This is a genomic window from Agromyces cavernae (genome assembly GCF_021044935.1).
Taxonomy (GTDB): domain Bacteria; phylum Actinomycetota; class Actinomycetes; order Actinomycetales; family Microbacteriaceae; genus Agromyces; species Agromyces cavernae.
On record NZ_JAJNMP010000004.1, the window covers coordinates 390,218 to 407,053 of the forward strand.

At 69.9% G+C, this 16,836-nt stretch carries 15 protein-coding genes; 3 read left to right on the top strand and 12 right to left on the bottom strand.

Translation table 11 applies throughout. The features are described 5' to 3' along the window. The first annotated feature begins 53 nt into the window (after positions 1 to 53). Entirely contained in the window at positions 54 to 1,121 is a 1,068-nt protein-coding gene (gene wecB / locus LQ757_RS17400) for a non-hydrolyzing UDP-N-acetylglucosamine 2-epimerase (protein ID WP_231048533.1), read from the top strand. A 10-nt stretch (positions 1,122 to 1,131) separates the two neighbouring features. Here the strand turns inward: wecB and LQ757_RS17405 are convergent, their stop codons facing one another. The 10 genes from LQ757_RS17405 to LQ757_RS17450 form a co-directional block, all read right to left on the bottom strand. Next, positions 1,132 to 2,364, bottom strand: coding sequence for a glycosyltransferase (locus LQ757_RS17405; protein WP_231048534.1), 1,233 nt, complete (start codon positions 2,362 to 2,364; stop codon positions 1,132 to 1,134). After that, positions 2,361 to 3,491 carry a glycosyltransferase family protein gene (locus LQ757_RS17410; RefSeq protein WP_231048535.1) on the bottom strand — a complete coding sequence of 377 codons (1,131 nt, stop codon included), beginning with the start codon at positions 3,489 to 3,491 and terminating at the stop codon, positions 2,361 to 2,363. The genes LQ757_RS17405 and LQ757_RS17410 overlap by 4 nt, the downstream gene beginning before the upstream one ends. Further along, a complete protein-coding gene (locus tag LQ757_RS17415; protein WP_231048536.1) occupies positions 3,488 to 4,624 on the bottom strand; it encodes a glycosyltransferase family protein in 1,137 nt (378 codons plus the stop codon). Before LQ757_RS17415 ends, LQ757_RS17410 begins: the two co-directional genes overlap by 4 nt. Next, positions 4,621 to 5,718: a glycosyltransferase gene (locus tag LQ757_RS17420; RefSeq protein WP_231048537.1), complete on the bottom strand. Its 1,098-nt coding sequence runs from the start codon at positions 5,716 to 5,718 to the stop codon at positions 4,621 to 4,623. Before LQ757_RS17420 ends, LQ757_RS17415 begins: the two co-directional genes overlap by 4 nt. After that, positions 5,715 to 7,499, bottom strand: a complete 1,785-nt coding sequence (locus LQ757_RS17425; protein ID WP_231048538.1) for an ABC transporter ATP-binding protein — start codon at positions 7,497 to 7,499, stop codon at positions 5,715 to 5,717. Before LQ757_RS17425 ends, LQ757_RS17420 begins: the two co-directional genes overlap by 4 nt. Before the next feature lie 70 nt (positions 7,500 to 7,569). Then, the gene (locus tag LQ757_RS17430; protein ID WP_231048539.1) at positions 7,570 to 8,751 is read right to left on the bottom strand and encodes a hypothetical protein; all 1,182 of its coding nucleotides are present in this window, start codon (positions 8,749 to 8,751) and stop codon (positions 7,570 to 7,572) included. Then, on the bottom strand, positions 8,748 to 9,893 hold the full coding sequence (locus LQ757_RS17435; RefSeq protein WP_231048540.1) for a glycosyltransferase family 4 protein: 1,146 nt from the start codon (positions 9,891 to 9,893) through the stop codon (positions 8,748 to 8,750). Before LQ757_RS17435 ends, LQ757_RS17430 begins: the two co-directional genes overlap by 4 nt. A 5-nt stretch (positions 9,894 to 9,898) precedes the next feature. Next, the gene (locus tag LQ757_RS17440) at positions 9,899 to 10,885 is read right to left on the bottom strand and encodes a Gfo/Idh/MocA family protein (RefSeq protein WP_231048541.1); all 987 of its coding nucleotides are present in this window, start codon (positions 10,883 to 10,885) and stop codon (positions 9,899 to 9,901) included. Continuing rightward, positions 10,885 to 11,985: a DegT/DnrJ/EryC1/StrS family aminotransferase gene (locus LQ757_RS17445; RefSeq protein ID WP_231048542.1), complete on the bottom strand. Its 1,101-nt coding sequence runs from the start codon at positions 11,983 to 11,985 to the stop codon at positions 10,885 to 10,887. Before LQ757_RS17445 ends, LQ757_RS17440 begins: the two co-directional genes overlap by 1 nt. Continuing rightward, complete coding sequence (locus tag LQ757_RS17450) at positions 11,978 to 12,589, bottom strand: acyltransferase (RefSeq protein ID WP_231048543.1); 612 nt, start codon at positions 12,587 to 12,589, stop codon at positions 11,978 to 11,980. The genes LQ757_RS17445 and LQ757_RS17450 overlap by 8 nt, the downstream gene beginning before the upstream one ends. Positions 12,590 to 12,676: 87 nt before the next feature. Between LQ757_RS17450 and LQ757_RS17455 the strand changes: the two genes are divergently transcribed. After that, complete coding sequence (locus tag LQ757_RS17455; protein ID WP_231048544.1) at positions 12,677 to 13,378, top strand: glycosyltransferase family 2 protein; 702 nt, start codon at positions 12,677 to 12,679, stop codon at positions 13,376 to 13,378. Between the two features lie 2 nt (positions 13,379 to 13,380). Further along, entirely contained in the window at positions 13,381 to 13,809 is a 429-nt protein-coding gene (locus LQ757_RS17460) for a DUF2304 domain-containing protein (protein ID WP_231048545.1), read from the top strand. 85 nt (positions 13,810 to 13,894) lie between these two features. Here the strand turns inward: LQ757_RS17460 and LQ757_RS17465 are convergent, their stop codons facing one another. Then, positions 13,895 to 15,853, bottom strand: coding sequence for a DUF6541 family protein (locus LQ757_RS17465; protein ID WP_231048546.1), 1,959 nt, complete (start codon positions 15,851 to 15,853; stop codon positions 13,895 to 13,897). Further along, on the bottom strand, positions 15,850 to 16,836 hold the full coding sequence (gene galE, locus LQ757_RS17470) for a UDP-glucose 4-epimerase GalE (RefSeq protein WP_231048547.1): 987 nt from the start codon (positions 16,834 to 16,836) through the stop codon (positions 15,850 to 15,852). Before galE ends, LQ757_RS17465 begins: the two co-directional genes overlap by 4 nt.

A 16,836-nucleotide genomic window follows, 5' to 3' on the forward strand; every position in this document is an offset into this window, starting at 1 on the left:
CGACAGCCCGTCGAGGCGGCGGTCGCGGCCTGCCTCGCCTAGACTCTCCCGACGTGAAGGTAGTCAGCGTCGTGGGCGCGCGCCCCCAGTTCGTCAAACTCGCACCGATCGCGAAGGCGGCGTCGGCCGCGGGCATCGAGCACGTCATCGTGCACACCGGTCAGCACTACGACCCGATGCTCTCCGATGTCTTCTTCGACGACCTCGGCATCCCGGCGCCCGACGTGCACCTCGGCGTCGGTTCCGGAAGCCACGGCGTGCAGACCGGCTCGATGCTCGGCGCCCTCGACGCGGTCTTCGACGAGCACGCCCCCGACTGGGTGCTCGTGTACGGCGACACCAACTCCACGCTCGCCGCGGCGGTCAGCGCGGTCAAGCTGCACTACCCGCTCGCTCACCTCGAGGCCGGCCTGCGCTCGTTCAACCGGCGCATGCCCGAGGAGCACAACCGGGTGCTCACCGACCACGCCGCTGATGTGTGCCTCGCCCCGACCGAGGTCGCCATGGGCCACCTCGCGAGCGAGGGCCTCGCCGAGCGCTCGGAGCTGGTCGGCGACGTCATGACCGACGTGCTCTTCCAGGTGCGCGACAGCGTGGCCGGCACGCCGTCGGCACTCGTCGAGGAGCTCGGCCTCACCCCGGGCGAATTCCACGTCGCCACGATCCACCGCGCCGAGAACACCGACGACCCCACTCGTCTCGCCGAGATCGCCGCCGCACTGTCGTCGCTCGAGCACCCGGTGATCCTGCTGGCTCACCCGCGGGTGGTGGCGAAGGCCGCCGCGCACGGCATCGAGCTCACTCAGGGTTCGCTCATCGCGCACGCCCCGCTGGCCTACCCCGACCTCATCGCCGCCGTCCTCGCCAGCCGCGGGGTCGTCACCGATTCCGGTGGCCTGCAGAAGGAGGCGTTCCTGCTGCGTGTGCCCTGTACGACCGTGCGACCCGAGACCGAGTGGGTCGAGACCGTCGATCTGGGCTGGAACGTACTGGCGAACACCTCCGATGAGATCGCCGCAGCGGTGAGCCGGCCGGCACCGCAGCCGACCGATGCCGCGCCCTACGGCGACGGACGGGCGGCTGAGCGCGTCATCGACGAACTCCTCCGCCGCGCAGGCTGACTCCCCCGGCTCAGCGCGGCAGCAACGAGCGAACGAGATCGGCGGCGCGCGGGCCGGTGACACGCGCGTCATACTCCCGCTGCCAGAGCGAACGCGGCGAGTAGGTCCCGTCGGGCGCGTCGAGCACGGCGCGGATGACCCGTGCGACCGCCTCGGGCGAGGCATCCGCTTCGACGACCTCGCCGGTACCCAGCGTCGGCGACACGATCTCGGGAGTTCCGCCGACGGCCGTCGCGACCACGGGGATCGCGTGCGCGATCGCCTCCATGATGCTGACGGGCACACCCTCGCTCGAACTCACGTTGACGAACGCGTCGACGCGGTTCGCCGCATAGAACTCGAGCAGTTCCTCGTTGGGCGTCTGCCCGCGCAACTCGACGGTGAGTCCCGCCGGCAGCTCGGCCGCCGCGTCACGCAGCGCGGGCATGAGCTCGCCATCGCCGAAGTGCACCCAGCGCACCGGTGCTTCGGGCCCGACCCCGGGCATGGCGCGGATCGCGTCGAGCAGCAGGCCGACCCGCTTGACCTCACTCACCGCCGAGCATGACACGACGAGTCGTTCATCGCCCCGCGGTCGACGTTCGACCGCCTCGGGGCCGAAGACACCGAGACGGCTGACGACGGTCTTGCGATCGAGTGCACGGCTGCGATACGTCTCGGCCAGGTACTGCTTCGCGTCATCCGAGATCGCCAGCACGAGGTCGGCACGCGCGAACAGCTGCCGACGGAAGGGCAGATATCCGCCCGGCGCGCGGTCCTCGTAGAGGTCGTACCGGTGCAACCGTACGGCACGCGCAGCGACGCCGTGCAGCCAGGCCAGCCCGAGCCCGCCGCCCATGCCCCAGAACGCGTACGCCACCGTGTCGGGGTCGCCCGCGATCGCATCGCGCACCGCGCGACGGTGCGCCTGGGTGATACCCACTCGGGCTCCCATGAGGAAGAGGCGAAGGTGCCCGAACAACCGGCCCGCGACCAGTTCGCGCCACGCGGCCGTGGCCAGCGACGCGAGCACGCGCGGCTCGAGCACGGCGCGAGGACTGTCTTCAGGCGCCGGCTCGAACAGGTTGCCGCCGAAGCTCACCGAAGGCGGCAGTTCGACCATGTCGACGTCGGTGCGACGCGCATGGCAGAACACGACGACGTCGTCGAACCTCGCGGCGAGGGCCTCGATCTCCTTCTCGACGAAGACGGCGTCACCCGTTCGGTAGGGGTAGTCGTTCGTGAACAGCAACAACCGACTCATGCCCGGCCTCCGACGAGGCGCGCGATCGCGTCGGCCCACGCCTCGACCTGGGCTTCTCCGGAGAGCTCGGGCGCCGAGGCATCCGAGCCCTGTTTCCATCCCGCGACGGACGCAGGGGTCAACCCGTCGAGCACCGCGGTCAGGTCGACCGCGGCGAAGCCGCCGGCGACCGCACCGAATCCGTGCTCGGTGAGCACGCGTGCCATCTCAGGGGACGGCCCGATGATCACGCCGAGCCGCGCCTGCACGTAGTCGAAGAACTTGTTGGGCAGGGCCCAGCGATTGTTGAAGTTCACCGGCGGCAGGATGTGGATGCCCACGTCGTGCGCATTGAGCGTGGCCGACAGCTCGTCGTAGGGCACGGGGTCGTGCAGGGTGATGCGATCGCTCGCGGCCGCGCGGTCGCGCACCTCGTCGAGGAACACCGGGTCGTTCGGGGTGAGGTAGAGCGAGAGTTCGACGTCGGAACGCGTTGCCTCGACGGCATCGAGGATCGCCGTGATGTTGCGGTCGCGCAGCGCTGCGCCCGAATGCACCAATCGCAGCGGGGACCCGACCGGCGTGGCAGTGAGGTCGGCGTACGGCGCGGCGTTCGTGACGACTCCCGCGCGGATGCCGAACTCGCGTGCGTATTCGTCGGCGATGCCCTGCCCGACGGTCGTCACCGACGACGCCTTCGTCACGAACTCGCGGCACATCCAGCGGATGAACGGGGCGACGAAGCGCCGCCACTGCGCGACGTCCTCCTTCTGCCGCGGCGCATACTCGTGCAGGTCGGCGTGCACTCCGCTCGTCGGCTTCAGCGACAGGGCGAGCCCGACGGCGTCGACGTCGTTCGCGAGCACGACGTCCCATTCGGTGTCCGAGAGCGCGTCGGCGGCGAACGCGATCGCCCGATTGCCCCAGTAGGCCGACGAGTAGCGACGCACCACGACGGCGGAGCGGTCGTAGCGCCAGATCGCGAACTCATCGGGCACGCGGACGTGACCGGCGACCCCCTCGGGCGCGGGACCGTAGCCGACCGTGTGCAGTTCGTACTCGCCGGCCAGGCGCCGCACCTGCTTCAGCACTCGAGCATCCGACGCGATGGGCGAGTACGAGATGATCAGCAGGCGCGGTGCGCTCACCGGCGCTTCCTCTGCATCTGCGCCGTAACAAGCCGGTCCCAGACCTCGACCTGACGCTCGCCGCCGAGCTCTTCGGCATGCGCGTGGGCGTTCGCCTTGAACGCGGTCACCGACTCGACCGTCAGTCGTTCGATCGCCGCCTGCGCAGCCTCGAGGGTGAAATCGTCGGCGACTTCGCCGATGCCGTATTCGCCGACGTAGTACTGCATCTCGGACGAGGGCCCGATGACCACGCCGAGGCGGGCCTGGACGTAGTCGAAGAGCTTGTTGGGCAACGCGAGCTTGTTGTTGAAGTTGATGGGCGGCAGCACGTGGATGCCCACGTCGTAGGCGGTGAGCGTCTCGGCCAACTGCGCGTACGGCACGGGATCGTGCACGGTCACACGCTCGGAAGTCGCCGCGAAGTCCTTGAGCTCCTGCAGGTAGGGCGGGTCGTTCGCGGTGAGGTAGAAGTCGAGCGATACATCGTTCGCAGCTGCCTCGACCGCCTCGGCCATGATGTGCAACCGCCGATTGCGCAGGCAGGCGCCGCTGTGCACGAGCCTGATCGGCACGCCCACCGGGCTCGGCACGCCGTCTCGATACGGGGCGGCATTCGTGACGAGCTCGGCACGGAATCCGAAGTTCTTCTCGTACTCGTCGACGATGCCGCGACTCACCGTCGACCACGACCATGCCCGCGTGACATATCGCCGCACGACGTACTCGAACCAAGGGGTGATGCGCTCGTGCCACAGGGCGTGATCGTCGTGCAGGCGGGGGCTGTACTCGTGCAGGTCGGCCAGCACGCCGTGTTTCGGCTTGAGCTTCACGGCTACGGGAACCGCCTCGACATCGTTCGCGATCGCGATGTCGAATCGGCGGCCCTTCAGGTGCTCGCGCGACCACTTCACCGCCGACAACCGCCAGTACGCCTTGCGGTAGTGCTTGAGCGTGATCAGCTTGCCGTCGAGGTCGTTGTAGCGCTCGTCGTCGGGGATCGAGATGTGCTCGACGACCCCGTCTGGCGCGGGGCCGTAGCCGCACGTCGTCACCTCGTAGTCGCGAGTGAAATGGGCGACCTGCTTGAGCACTCGCGCGTCTCGGGCGATCGGCGAGTACGACAGGATCAGCATCGTGGGTCGACCGCTCATGACGGGCTGACCTTCCTTTCACGCTTGAGGTAGTAGAGCATGTACCGCCGCAGAGTGGATTCGCGGCCGAAGCTGCGCAACGGGTTCTTCGTGAGCCACCGTGCACGCCGGCCGGCGCGGCTGGAGGCCAGCACGTCGGCGGTCACCCGTGCGACCGTCGGCTCGGCGAGCAATCCGTCGAGCACGCGACGATCCTTGAGGTTGAACACGGCGAGCACGCCGGGCGCGAGCGCGAGCAGCCTGCGCAGCGCTGCCGCGAGGAACTCCACCTCATCGTCGCCGCGCCAGGCGTCGGCGTCGCGGCGGGTGCCCGCCGCCCCGAGGATGCTGATGCGCACGAGCTTGATCGCGAGTGCGCGGCGATGCGCGGGAGTCAACTCGGCCGGCAGCCCGTCGTCGAGCAGTCGTGTGACGGGCTCGAGGAACTGCTCGACCGTGAGCGGCGCATACGTCGTGCGCTCACGAGCGTCGACGCCGATCACGTAGCACGGCGCGGCTCCGAGGAAGTCGACGCGCCGCCCGACCGACCAGAGCCGGATGCCGAAGTCGAAGTCCTCGCCGACGCGCACCCCCTCGGTCATCCGCAGGTCGAGGCGATGCATCTCCGCCGTCTCGATGAGCCCGAGCGGCGCCGTGCGATAGAAGAGGCGATCCTTCGCAGCATCGACGCGGCGAATGCGCCCGAGGCGCACCAACGGGTTCGGCATGACCGCCTCGCCCTGCAACCGGATGCGTGCGATCGCCGCAGCCGGGCGCTCTGCACGAACATGGCGCACCCAGGCGCTCATCGCCCCCGGCTCGAGGAAGTCGTCGGACCCCATCACCGCGCAATAGTCGCCTTCGACGAGCTCGAGGCCGTGGTTGAAGGGGCCGGCCGCGCTGCGAACGCCGTCGGTGAACGACACCACCCGCCACGAGCCGTCGATGCCGGCCAGCCGCTGTTCGAACGCGTCGGCGCCGAGTCCGTGCGCGACGACCGTGACGCGCACCTCGTCGCGCACATCGTCGTCGTGCAGCACCGAGGCGACGGCGCGCTCGATCGGCCGGGACGCGTCGTGGCAGGCGATCACCACGTCGACGAACGGCCGGCTCACGCGAGCCCCGCGAGCTGCGCCTGCTCGGCGAAGTTCGGCACCGTCGCGACGAGCTCGTCGAACGTGCCGCGTGCCGCGATCGTGCCGTCCTGCATGAAGCAGATCAGGTCGCTCTCGCGGATCGTGGACAGCCGGTGTGCGACCGAGACGATGGTGACCTCGCCCTTGAGCCCGCGGATCGCCGCCGTCACGAGCGACTCGGTCTTCGTGTCGAGCGCGCTCGTCGCCTCGTCGAGCACGAGCACGAGCGGGTCGCTGTACAGGGCGCGTGCAATGCCGAGCCGCTGACGTTGGCCACCCGACAGCGCCAGGCCGCGCTCGCCGATGCGTCCGCGCAGGCCGCCCTCGCGCACTGCGATGACCTCCCAGAGCTGCGCACGCTCGAGCGCGACGCGCACCTTGTCGAAGTCGATCTCGTCGTCCTCCCAGGCGAGCGCGACGTTCTGGGCGATCGTGCCGTCGAAGAGTGCGACGTCCTGCGGCACGTAGCCGACCCGCGATCGCCACGCCGCGAGCACGTCCTCGAGGTTCTTGTCGTCGAGCGTGATCGTTCCGTGCTGCGGCACGAGCAGGCCGAGCAGCACGTCGATCATCGTCGACTTGCCTGCGCCTGACGAGCCGACGAACGCGAGCGAGCTGCCGATGGGGATCTCGAGGTCGATGTCGTGGACCGCCGGCGTGTCTTCATGGCCGGGGTACGCGAATGAGACGCCGTCGAACCGCAGCACCTTCGGTGAGCCGACGATGGGGTCGCGACCGAGCTTCTCTGCGGCGTCGACGTGGATCTGCGACGCCTTGATGTCGAAGATCACCGCCTGCACGTGCGGCACGTTCGCCGTGGTCGTGGTGACGATCGACTGGAATCCCGTGAGCGCAGGAATCAGCCGGAATCCGGCGACCGCGAAGAGCGCGACGGACGCGAGCGCCGCCTGCAGGCCTCCGGTGAGGTACCCGACCGTGCCCACGAGCACGAAACCGCCGACGAGCGCGGCGTTCAGCACGAAGGACGGCAACGAGCCGAGGAAGTTCATGTTCGCGCGGGCCCTGGTGCTGAACGAGCGGTTGTACTGCACGACGTCGGCGACCTCGGACGCCTTGTTGCGCAACGTGATCTCTTTCAGCGCCTGCACCATCTCGGTCATCAGCGCGGCGACCTTCAGCGAGTAGTCGCGTGAGACGCGGCCTGCCTGCACCGACTTGCCGGAGACGACCCAGTACAGCAGCGCCATGATCGCGCCCAGGTACGCCACGGTGATGACCGCGGTGAGCGGTTGCACGACGATGAGGATGACGAGGATCGTGACGAAGCTGACCGCGAGCGCGGGCAGCTGCACGATCGGCAGCAGGAATCCGCTCGTCGCGTTCGCGATGCCGACATCGGCGATGCGCACGAGCTGAGCGGTGTTGCGCGCCAGTCGGTGCGTCCACGGTGCCTTGATGTAGGCGTCGAACAGCCGCCGCCCGATCTCGAGTTCGAACGATGCGAACTTGCGGGTCGCGAACCACTGCTGCCCGATCGCGAGCACCGACTTCGCGAGGATGAGGAACGCGACGGCCGCGATGACCCAGACGTAGGCGTCAGGGCCGAGCCTGCCGATGATCGGGAAGTTGATCGACGCGCCCGAGATCATCGGGGCGAGGCTCAGTGCGAGCAGCATGATCGCGGCGATGTCGAGGAGCGCCAGCAGGCACGACACCACGACGTAGCGCCAGAGGTACGACTGTGCATCGCCCGGCAGCCAGGGCATCAGCTCTCGGAACGTCTTCCATACGACCTTCATACGTGCGAGGCTCCGAACCCGAGACGATTGGACATCCTGTTAGTTTCGCATGTCCGAGCTGACTGAAACCTCACACCGAGACGCCGAGGAACGCGCCCAACGCCTGCGCCGACCGTCGTCCGTCATGGACGGCTCGCACGAACGCCGGCCCGGTCGCCGCAACGGCACGATACCGCTCGCGCTCGGCGACCACGTCGCGCAGCACGACCTCGAGCCCGTCGGCGCGAGCCTCGACGATCGGCAGCTCCAGCTCGGTTCGCTCGCGCACCGTCTCGCGCGTGAACTCGGCGACATGGCTCACGACGACACGCCCGGCGGCCAGCGCCTCGCATGCGGCGACCCCGTAGATGCCGAGCGCGAACTGGTCGAGCACGATGTCGGCGGTGCCGTACACCGCGGGCATCTGCTCGGCGGCGACACCCCGAACCTCGCGGTACTCGATGATCCCCTCGGCCTCGAGCCGGCGCACCGTGTCGGCGATGAGGTCGCTTCCCTTGAGCCCGGCATTGCTCGGCGCATGCACCACTACGGGGCGGCGGCGTTCGAGCGCCGGCTCGGTTGCGGCATCCGCCCACCCGTCGACGTCGACGACGACCGGCAGCCACGACGCCCCGGGCACGTGCTCGAGCAGATCGGGCGTCGAGACGAACACCGGCAACCCGCTCTCGGCGATCAGCGCTCGATTCCGTTGCGCGATCTCCTCGAGCCGGTCGGTCTCGGGATACCGGTCATGAAGGAACGGCGAATCGGGATCGGATGCCGCGTGACGGCTCGGAAGACGGATGTCGCTGCCGTGCCACAGCAACGCGACCCGTACCCCCGCCCGCCGCAGGAACTCGACCTGATCGAGGACCCTTCCGTCGGACCCGAAGAGATGCCGCCCCGACTCGACGATCACGTGCGTGAAGCGCTTGGCGACGGCACGCCGCTGCGCACGCTGCCACGGAGCACTCGAGATGAAGAACGGTGTCGGCACCGCGTGGTCGGCGGGGAACGCGAACACGTCTCCGGGGTTCCGGTACATGAAGTCTGCGGCGGCGACGCCGGGCAGGCGCTCGGCGGCCCGCGCCCAGGCGTAACCCTGACCCGCCGAGTTCACGGGGCCGATGAACAGCCGGGTCGCGGCGCGTTCGACTCGCGTCGTCCCGCCCTGGGCGATCGCGCGGCGCCGCCCGGGCAGGAGTCGGTCGGCGACCGGGTGGGGGATGCGGCCGGCCGCCCTGTGCGCGAACCGCACGATCGCGTTGCTCATCTCACGGCTCCCTCGACGACCTCGGCGGCACGATCTCCTGTGGCGGCGATCGAGGCGTTCGCGCGCACCCAGCCCGAGATCCGCGTTCGATCGGAGGGAGTCGGCCGGGCCGAGAGCGCGGCGACGAGCGCGTCGGCGACCCTTTCGACGTCATACTCGACGGCGGTGCCGATGGCGCCCTCGCGGACGACGGCGACGGAGGCGCCCTCGCCGGCGAACAGCACGGGCGTTCCGCATGCCGCCGCGGCGAAGAGCTTGGTCGGCACGGCGAAGTCGTACCCGAGACCCGGCTTCAGGCTGACGAGGCCGACCCGCGCCGATCGCAGCCGCGCGGCGGCCTGGTCGGGCGGAAGGAGGTCGACGAAATCGACCGCTTCGGGCGCAACCGAGGCGGCGAGTGCGCGGAGGTCGTCCCACGCGCTGCCCTGGCCGATGAAGACGAGCCGGGCGTCGGCGACCCGCTCGCGCACGCGCGGCATCGCGTGCACGAAGACCTCGGCACCCTGCCACTCCGACGTGGTGCCCGCGTAGACCGCGGTCGGCGGTCCGTCGACGCGTGCACCGTCGGGCGTGAAGATCCCCGTGTCGACCCCGTTGCGCACGACCGTGACGCGGTCACGCCTCGCGAGCCGGCGCACGCGCTCGGCGACCCCGTCGGTGACCGCGATCACGCGCGCGGCCCCGGCGAGCGCGGCGCGCTCGAGCCGCCGCACGGCCCGCACGATGAACGCGGGAGCGCCGGTCGACTCCGCGGCATCGGACCAGACGTCGGCCGCGTAGTACACATACGGCGTTCGCCGGATCGCCGCGGCCAGCCTCACGATGAACCCCGTCGTGGGCGGCGGTTCGGTCACGATGACCTCGGCGCGGCGCCCGAACACCAGCCGGAAGAACAACGGGACGTCGAACGACAGGTACTGCACATATCCGCGCACCTGGCCCCGCGCGTCACGGATGACCGGAGCGCGCCGGATGCGGATCCGCTCGTGCTCCGGCGCCGGCGCGGCATCGTCGGGCACCGTCGTCGTGAGCACCGTCACCTGGTGGCCACGCTCGGCGAGCGCGTTCGCGAGCGCCGCCAGCCGGTAGGCGGCAGCGGCCGGCTCGGGCGCGTAGATGCGGGAGGCGATCGTGACGCGCATCGAACTCAGAACTCGACGGCGTCGCCGGTCGTAGCCGAGCGGATGACCCCCTCGACGACCTCGAGCGTGCGCAGCCCCTCGTCCATCGTCACCACATCGAACCGTTCGCCGAGGACGGCGTCGCGGAACGCCTCGTGCTCAACCCGCAGCGGCTCGCGCTTCGCGAAGGCGAACCGCGTCATGTCGCCCTCGCTCACGCCGCGGAACGCCGACACGGCCTCCCACTCGGTGGGCACGGTGCCGTTGCGGAAGAGGGTGAGGTCGCCGGTCGAGGTGTCGGCGACGAACGCGCCCTGCTCGCCCGTCACGATCGTGACGCGCTCCTTCATGGGGCTCAGCCAGTTGACGACGTGGCTCACGAGCACGCCGTTGCGCAGCCGCCCGGTGGCGAGCACCATGTCCTCATACTCGCGGCCGCTCTTGTGCAGCGTCTGCGCGGCGATCGATGCGTAGTCGCTCTGGGCGACCCACGCGGTGAGGTCGACATCGTGCGACCCCAGGTCCTTCACGACACCGACGTCGGCGATGCGCGCCGGGAACGGACCCTGGCGGCGCGTGGCGATCTGGTACACCTCGCCCACATCGCCGGCGGCGATGCGACGGCGCAGCTCCTGGAGCGCGGGATTGAATCGCTCGATGTGTCCGACCGCACCCACGAGGCCGCGCGCCTTGAACGCCTCGGTCATCTCGCGCCCCTGCTCGACGGTCTGCGCGATGGGCTTCTCGACGAGCGTGTGCACACCCGCCTCGGCGAGCTTCATCGCCGCGTCGTAGTGGAAGCGGGTGGGAATCGCGACGACCGCGATATCGATGCCGGTCGCGATCATCGCCTCGACATCGGGGAGGATCGCGAGGTCGCCGGCGACGCCGTGCGGGTCGCCGCCCGGGTCTGCGATGGCCACGAGGTCGACGCCGGGGAGTTCGCGGAGCACCCGGGCGTGGTGGCGTCCCATCATGCCGACGCCGAGGAGCCCGGCGCGCAGCTCGGCCATCAGGCGCCCGCTCCGGCGAGGGCGTTCACACCTTCGACGATGCGCTCGAGGTCGCGCTCGCTGAGCGACGGATGCACGGGCAGCGAGACGACCTCGGCAGCCGCACGCTCGGTCTGCTCGAGATGCAGGCCCGGTGCGAAGTGCGCGAGCGACGCGAGCCGGTGATTGGGGACCGGGTAGTACACGCCGCTGCCGACGGCGTACTCCTGCTTGAGCGCGGCGACGAACCCGTCGCGGTCATCGGGAACCCGGATCGTGTACTGGTGGTAGACGTGCACGGCTCCGTCGGCGACGGGCGGCACGACGACGCCGCGCAGCTCGCGGTCGAGGGTGGCGGCGTTCGCCTGGCGCGTCGCGGTCCACCCGCCGACCTTGGTGAGCTGCACGCGGCCGATGGCGGCGTGGATGTCGGTCATGCGCGCATTGAAGCCGACGACCTCGTTCTGGTACTGCGCCTCCATGCCCTGGTTGCGCAGCAGCTTGACCGCTCGAACGAGCTCGGGGGAATCGCAGCTCACCATGCCGCCCTCACCGCTCGTCATGTTCTTGGTCGGGTAGAGGCTGAACATCGCGAAACGACCGAACGTGCCGACGTTGCGGCCGTGCAGCGACGCTCCATGCGCCTGCGCGGCGTCTTCGAAGAGGGCGAGACCGCGACGCTCGGCGAGCTCGCCGAGTTCGGTCATCCGAGCGGGGTGGCCGTAGAGGTGCACGGGCATGATCGCCGCCGTGCGCTCGGTGATCGCCGCCTCGACCGCAGCGGGGTCGAGGCTGAACTGCTCGGGCTCGATGTCGGCGAACACCGGCGTCGCGCCGGTCAGCGCGACCGAGTTCGCCGTCGCCGCGAACGTGAACGACGGCACGATGACCTCGTCGCCCGGGCCGATGCCGGCGGCCAGCAGGCCGAGGTGCAGCCCCGAGGTGCCCGAGTTCACGGCCACCGAGGCACGCCCCTGCACGAGCACGTCGGCGAATTCCTGCTCGAACGCGGCGACCTCGGGCCCCTGCGCGACCATGCCGGAGCGGAGCACGCGATCGACTGCCTCCCGCTCGTCATCGCCGATGATCGGCTTCGCGGGCGGAATGAAGGCGTCAGTCATTCGTTGTTACCTCTCTCAGGGCTCCGTCGGCCTCTGCATATCTCGTGGACGTCACGGGGCACCGCCATTCGTCGCCATCGCGCTCGAGCGGTTGACCGGCCTTGCCGACCCAGCCGATGCGCCGGGCGGGGACGCCGACCATCAGGGCGTGGTCGGGCACGTCTTTCGTGACCACGGCGCCTGCCGCGATCGTCGCCCACGCACCGATGGTAACCGGCGCGACGCACACCGCGCGCGCGCCGATCGACGCCCCCTCGCGAATGGTCACGCCGACGGCCTCCCAGTCGTCGGCGCTCTTGAGCGTGCCGTCGGGGTTCACCGCGCGAGGATAGGTGTCGTTGGTGAGCACGACGGCCGGCCCGATGAACACCCCGTGGCCGAGCTCGGCCGGCTCGTAGACGAGTGCGTAGTTCTGCACCTTGCAGTTGTCGCCGAGCCGCACTCCGGTGCCGATGTAGGCGCCGCGGCCGATGACGCAGTTCTCGCCGAGCACCGCCTGCTCGCGCACCTGCGCGAGGTGCCAGATCGAACTGCCGTCGCCGATCGAGGCGTCAGCGGAGACATCGGCGGATTCGGCGACGCGAATGCGCGAAGTGGTTGACAAGCGGGGACTCCTATGCCTGAACGGCGGTCGCGTGAACGGCGGTCGCGGGTGCGCGCCCAGCCTATCCTGTTCTGCAAGAATGGCCTGATGGACAGTTCCGCCCAGGTCGACCCGCGGCGCCACTCTCGCGACACCTGGATCGTGATCCCGCTGTACAACGAAGAATCCGTCATCGGCCGTGTCGTCGCAGAGCTCCGCGAGCACTTCGACCACATCGTATGCATCGACGACGGCAGCACCGACGGCTCGATCGCCGCGGCTGAGGCGGCCGGGGCGCGCGTGCTGCGGCATCCGGTCAATCTCGGCCAGGGCGCCGCCCTGCAGACCGGTTTCGAGTACGTGCGCACGCAACCCGACGCCGGCTACATCGTCACGTTCGATGCCGACGGCCAGCACCGCATCGAAGACGCGATGCTCATGCTCGACCTCGCCAAGCGCGACGACGTGGCCATCGTCTTCGGCTCGCGCTTCCTCGACGACCGCACGAACCCCGGCTGGGTCAAGCGCGTCGTCCTGAAGACCGCCGTCTGGGTCACCAACCGCACCACTGGGCTCCAGCTCACCGATGCGCACAACGGGCTCCGCGTGATCCGAGCGGATGCCGCGTCCCGCATCACCCTCGAACAGGACCGCATGGCGCACGCCACCGAGATCGTCCTGAAGCTCGGCCGCACCGGACTGCCGTGGCGCGAGTTCCCGGTGGAGCTCCTGTACACCGACTATTCGAAATCGAAGGGCCAGTCCGTGCTCAACTCGGTCAACATCCTCGTCGACCTGCTGGTGAAGTGACCATGTGGATCCAGATCCTCCTCGTCGTCGCCGTCATCGTCATCGGCCTGTTCCTCGCCCGGCCCACGGGCGGCGACAGCCATCTCGCGATCCGGCGCCTGTTCATGTTCGCGTTCGTCATCGTCGCGATCGTCTCGATCCTGTTCCCGCAGTGGTTGAGCTACATCGCCAACCTCATCGGCGTGGGCCGAGGAGCCGACCTGCTGCTGTACGCGCTCGTGCTCGCGTTCCTCATCTCGGTCGCCACGACCTACCGGCGCAATGTGCAGCTCAACCGTCGCATCACCCACCTCGCGCGTGAGATCACCCTGGCCCGCGCCGAGGCCGAAGACGCCCTGCGTCGCGCTGCCGCGCTCGATTCGGCGCGTGTCGAGCGCGCCTCAGGTGTCGAGGCGCCGGGCCGCGACGACGCCGCGGACCAGGTCGGCTGAGCGGGAGCCGCCCCTTGGGCGAGCGTTCAGTTGCGGACTCCGAACGCTCGCGGAGGCAGACCGGTCGGTCTCGTACGCCGACCGGTCAGTCGCACGCCGTGATGCGAGAGAGCACGGCACCGCCTTCGCGGTCGACCTCCTCGGCGACGCCGGCCTCCTCGAGGTCCTTCAGGCCCACGAACGGCGTGGACCCGTCGATCCTCACGCCGGTCTCGCCTGAGTCGCGGAAGTAGGTGCCGAAGTCGAGCACGTGCGTCACGCCCGCCTCGCGCACCGCCTCACACACCTCGGAGTCCTCGAGCGCCTCGTTCAGCCTGGCGTTGATGAGCGGGGCCTGCGGGTACACGTACGAGTTGAAGTGCGGGTTGAGCATGTGTCTGCCCGTGAGCGCGTAGGTGAAGGCCGCCCCCGTCCACGGGTTGCCGGCGATCACCGCGTCTTCGGGGACATGCTCGGGAATCCGCTCGATGAGGGCCCGCTCGCTGCCGGACAGGATCGGAGCGTCCTCCGCGTCGGTGTACGCGCGTGCGGTCAGCGAGAGCTGACCCCAGACCGCCGCGCTCTGCGTGCCGACGACGAGCAGCGCGAGCAGGCCTGCCGCGACCACGGTCGACTTGGTGGCGCCCGGCCGGACGCCGATCCTCGGCAGCACATGGCGCTGCAGCACCCGCCACAGTGCGAGTGCGCCGAACACGGCCATCGGCACCGCGACGACGACGAGCAGCGCGGCGAGACGCGGCGGGTCGCGGTAGAAGATGCCGGTGACGAGCGCTCGCAGTCGCCACGATGGCCCGCCGGCCGCGACGACGAACAGCAGCACGGCCATCGCCCAGCCGGCGACGAACCACAGCTTGTCACGTCGGCGGATCAGGTCGACGACGCCGACGACCGTGAGCACGCCCGCGACGATGGCGATGACGCGGCCGTCGAATCCGTAGGTCAGAGCCTCGAACAGGGCGCCGATCGCGTTGGTGTACGCGGGCCACGGTGTGTTCTCGCCGATGCGGCCGAACCAGACCCACGCGACGGCGAACGCGACGAGCGCGAGGCCGAGCCCGATCCATCCGGCGACCTGACGCCCCCCGGACAGGATTCGAACGGCGCCGACGATCCTGATCACCACGAGGGGCAGCATGATCGCAGCCCAGCCGAACGCCGCCGCCGGCTGAGCGAACGCGACGGCGACGATGGCGATCACGAGGAGCACGGAACGGAAGATGAGCCCGCGGCGACGCCACGCGCGCTCCTGGCCGAGCGAGAAGCCGAGAGCGAGGGCGATCGGGAGCAGGGCGAGCGCGAGGAAGTAGGGGTAGAGCACGCCGAAGGTGAGCATCCACAGCGGGAACGCCGGGAACGCGGCGCAGAGCACTCCGACCGCGGCGATCGCCGAACGGCTCTTCGGAAGCAGCGAGCGCATGAGCAGCATGCAGCCGGCCGGCCATACGAGCGTGGCGACCGCGAGGTTCACCGCGTTGACGGCGGCCGGGATCGCGACGTCGGCAGAGGTGGCCACCAGCGAGGTCACGCCGTGCCATCCGGCCGGGTAGAAGGCGGTCTGGCCGGCCGGGAGCACGAGCCCCTGGAGGTCGAACGACGAGGCGCTGCCGGTCTCGACGATGTACCTGATGCCGTTGAGGTGGAAGAACGCGTCGAAGGTCTGCGAGATGCTGTCCGGGCGCTGGAAGCCGATGACGAGCTGCACGCCGATGATGAGGGCTGCGACCGCGAGCGATGCGATGGTCCACCCGGTGAAGAGCGGTTCGGGTGCAGGACCCTTGGCGGCCCGACGCCGCACGAGCTGCCGCGCGGTGCCCACCACGATCGCAACCGCGCCGGCGGCCGCCGACACGCTCACGAGCGACCAGTCGATGCCGAGGCGACCGAAGACGATCGCCGCGAGCGAGACGAACGCAACCGTGATGGCGGGCGCCGTCGCCCACAGCGTGAACCTCCGCGCGCCGATCGCGAGGCCGAGCGCCAGGCCGGGCACGTAGAGCACCGCGACCGCGAGCAGCAGGACCGGCGCGAACTCCAGCCAGGTCATGCGCTCGTCCGCGCGCGCCACTCGTGCGCGCGCCAGGCGGAATCGACCATGTCGTCGAGCGTACGGGTCGACCGCCACCCGAGTTCGGCGGCGATGCGGCTCGCATCGGCCACGACCGACGGCGGATCGCCCGGCCGGGGCGGGTCGATGATCGGCTCGAGGTCCGTACCCGACGCGGCGGCGAGGCCCGCCAGCACTTCGCGCACACTCGCACCGCGGCCGGTGCCGACGTTGTAGACCACGGCATCGGCCGGGCCTTCGGCGGTCGCGAGCGCGTCGAGGGCCGCGAGATGCGCCTCGGCGAGGTCCATCACGTGGACGTAGTCGCGCACGCCGGTGCCGTCGGGAGTGTCGAAGGAGTCGCCGAACACGACGGGGGCGAGGCCGCGCGCCGTGCGGTCGATGGCGATCGTCACGAGGTTCTGCACGTTGGGGTCGCCGAGGTCGTTCCAGCCGGCGCCGGCGACGTTGAAATAGCGCAGGCTCACCGATCGCAGGCCGTGAGCATTCGCCGCATCGCGCACGAGCCACTCGCCCACGAGCTTGGACTCGCCGTACGGATTGATCGGTACGGTCGCATCGTCCTCGGTGACCGCGGCACCGCCCGGAAGCCCGTATACGGCTGCGGACGACGAGTACACGAGCCGGGTGACGCCCGCCGCGGCGCTCGCCTCGACCACGTTCGCGAGCGAGCCGATATTGTCGCGGAAGTACCATTCGGGATGCGCGACGGACTCCCCCACCTGCTTGCGTGCCGCGAAGTGGATGATGCTCGTCACCGCGTGCCGCTCGACGACCTCGCGGAGCCGATCGACCGCATCGACGGCGACGAGGTCGAACTCGACGAGCGGGGTGTCGCCCAAGCGGGTCGCGTCGCCGCCCGAGAGGTCGTCGACGACGACCACGTCATCGCCCCGATCGCGAAGGAGCCTGACGACATGCGCACCGATGTACCCGGCGCCACCGGTGATGAGGACTGACAC

What these genes read in the sequence shown, in the direction of transcription:
- LQ757_RS17445 (WP_231048542.1), bottom strand. Translation starts at nt 11,985, where the DNA reads ATGACTGACGCCTTCATTCCGCCCGCGAAGCCGATCATCGGCGATGAC.
- LQ757_RS17435 (WP_231048540.1), bottom strand. Translation starts at nt 9,893, where the DNA reads ATGCGCGTCACGATCGCCTCCCGCATCTACGCGCCCGAGCCGGCCGCT.
- LQ757_RS17425 (WP_231048538.1), bottom strand. Translation starts at nt 7,499, where the DNA reads ATGAAGGTCGTATGGAAGACGTTCCGAGAGCTGATGCCCTGGCTGCCG.
- LQ757_RS17460 (WP_231048545.1), top strand. Translation starts at nt 13,381, where the DNA reads ATGTGGATCCAGATCCTCCTCGTCGTCGCCGTCATCGTCATCGGCCTG.
- LQ757_RS17415 (WP_231048536.1), bottom strand. Translation starts at nt 4,624, where the DNA reads ATGAGCGGTCGACCCACGATGCTGATCCTGTCGTACTCGCCGATCGCC.
- LQ757_RS17440 (WP_231048541.1), bottom strand. Translation starts at nt 10,885, where the DNA reads ATGGCCGAGCTGCGCGCCGGGCTCCTCGGCGTCGGCATGATGGGACGC.
- LQ757_RS17430 (WP_231048539.1), bottom strand. Translation starts at nt 8,751, where the DNA reads ATGAGCAACGCGATCGTGCGGTTCGCGCACAGGGCGGCCGGCCGCATC.
- LQ757_RS17405 (WP_231048534.1), bottom strand. Translation starts at nt 2,364, where the DNA reads ATGAGTCGGTTGTTGCTGTTCACGAACGACTACCCCTACCGAACGGGT.
- LQ757_RS17455 (WP_231048544.1), top strand. Translation starts at nt 12,677, where the DNA reads ATGGACAGTTCCGCCCAGGTCGACCCGCGGCGCCACTCTCGCGACACC.
- LQ757_RS17465 (WP_231048546.1), bottom strand. Translation starts at nt 15,853, where the DNA reads ATGACCTGGCTGGAGTTCGCGCCGGTCCTGCTGCTCGCGGTCGCGGTG.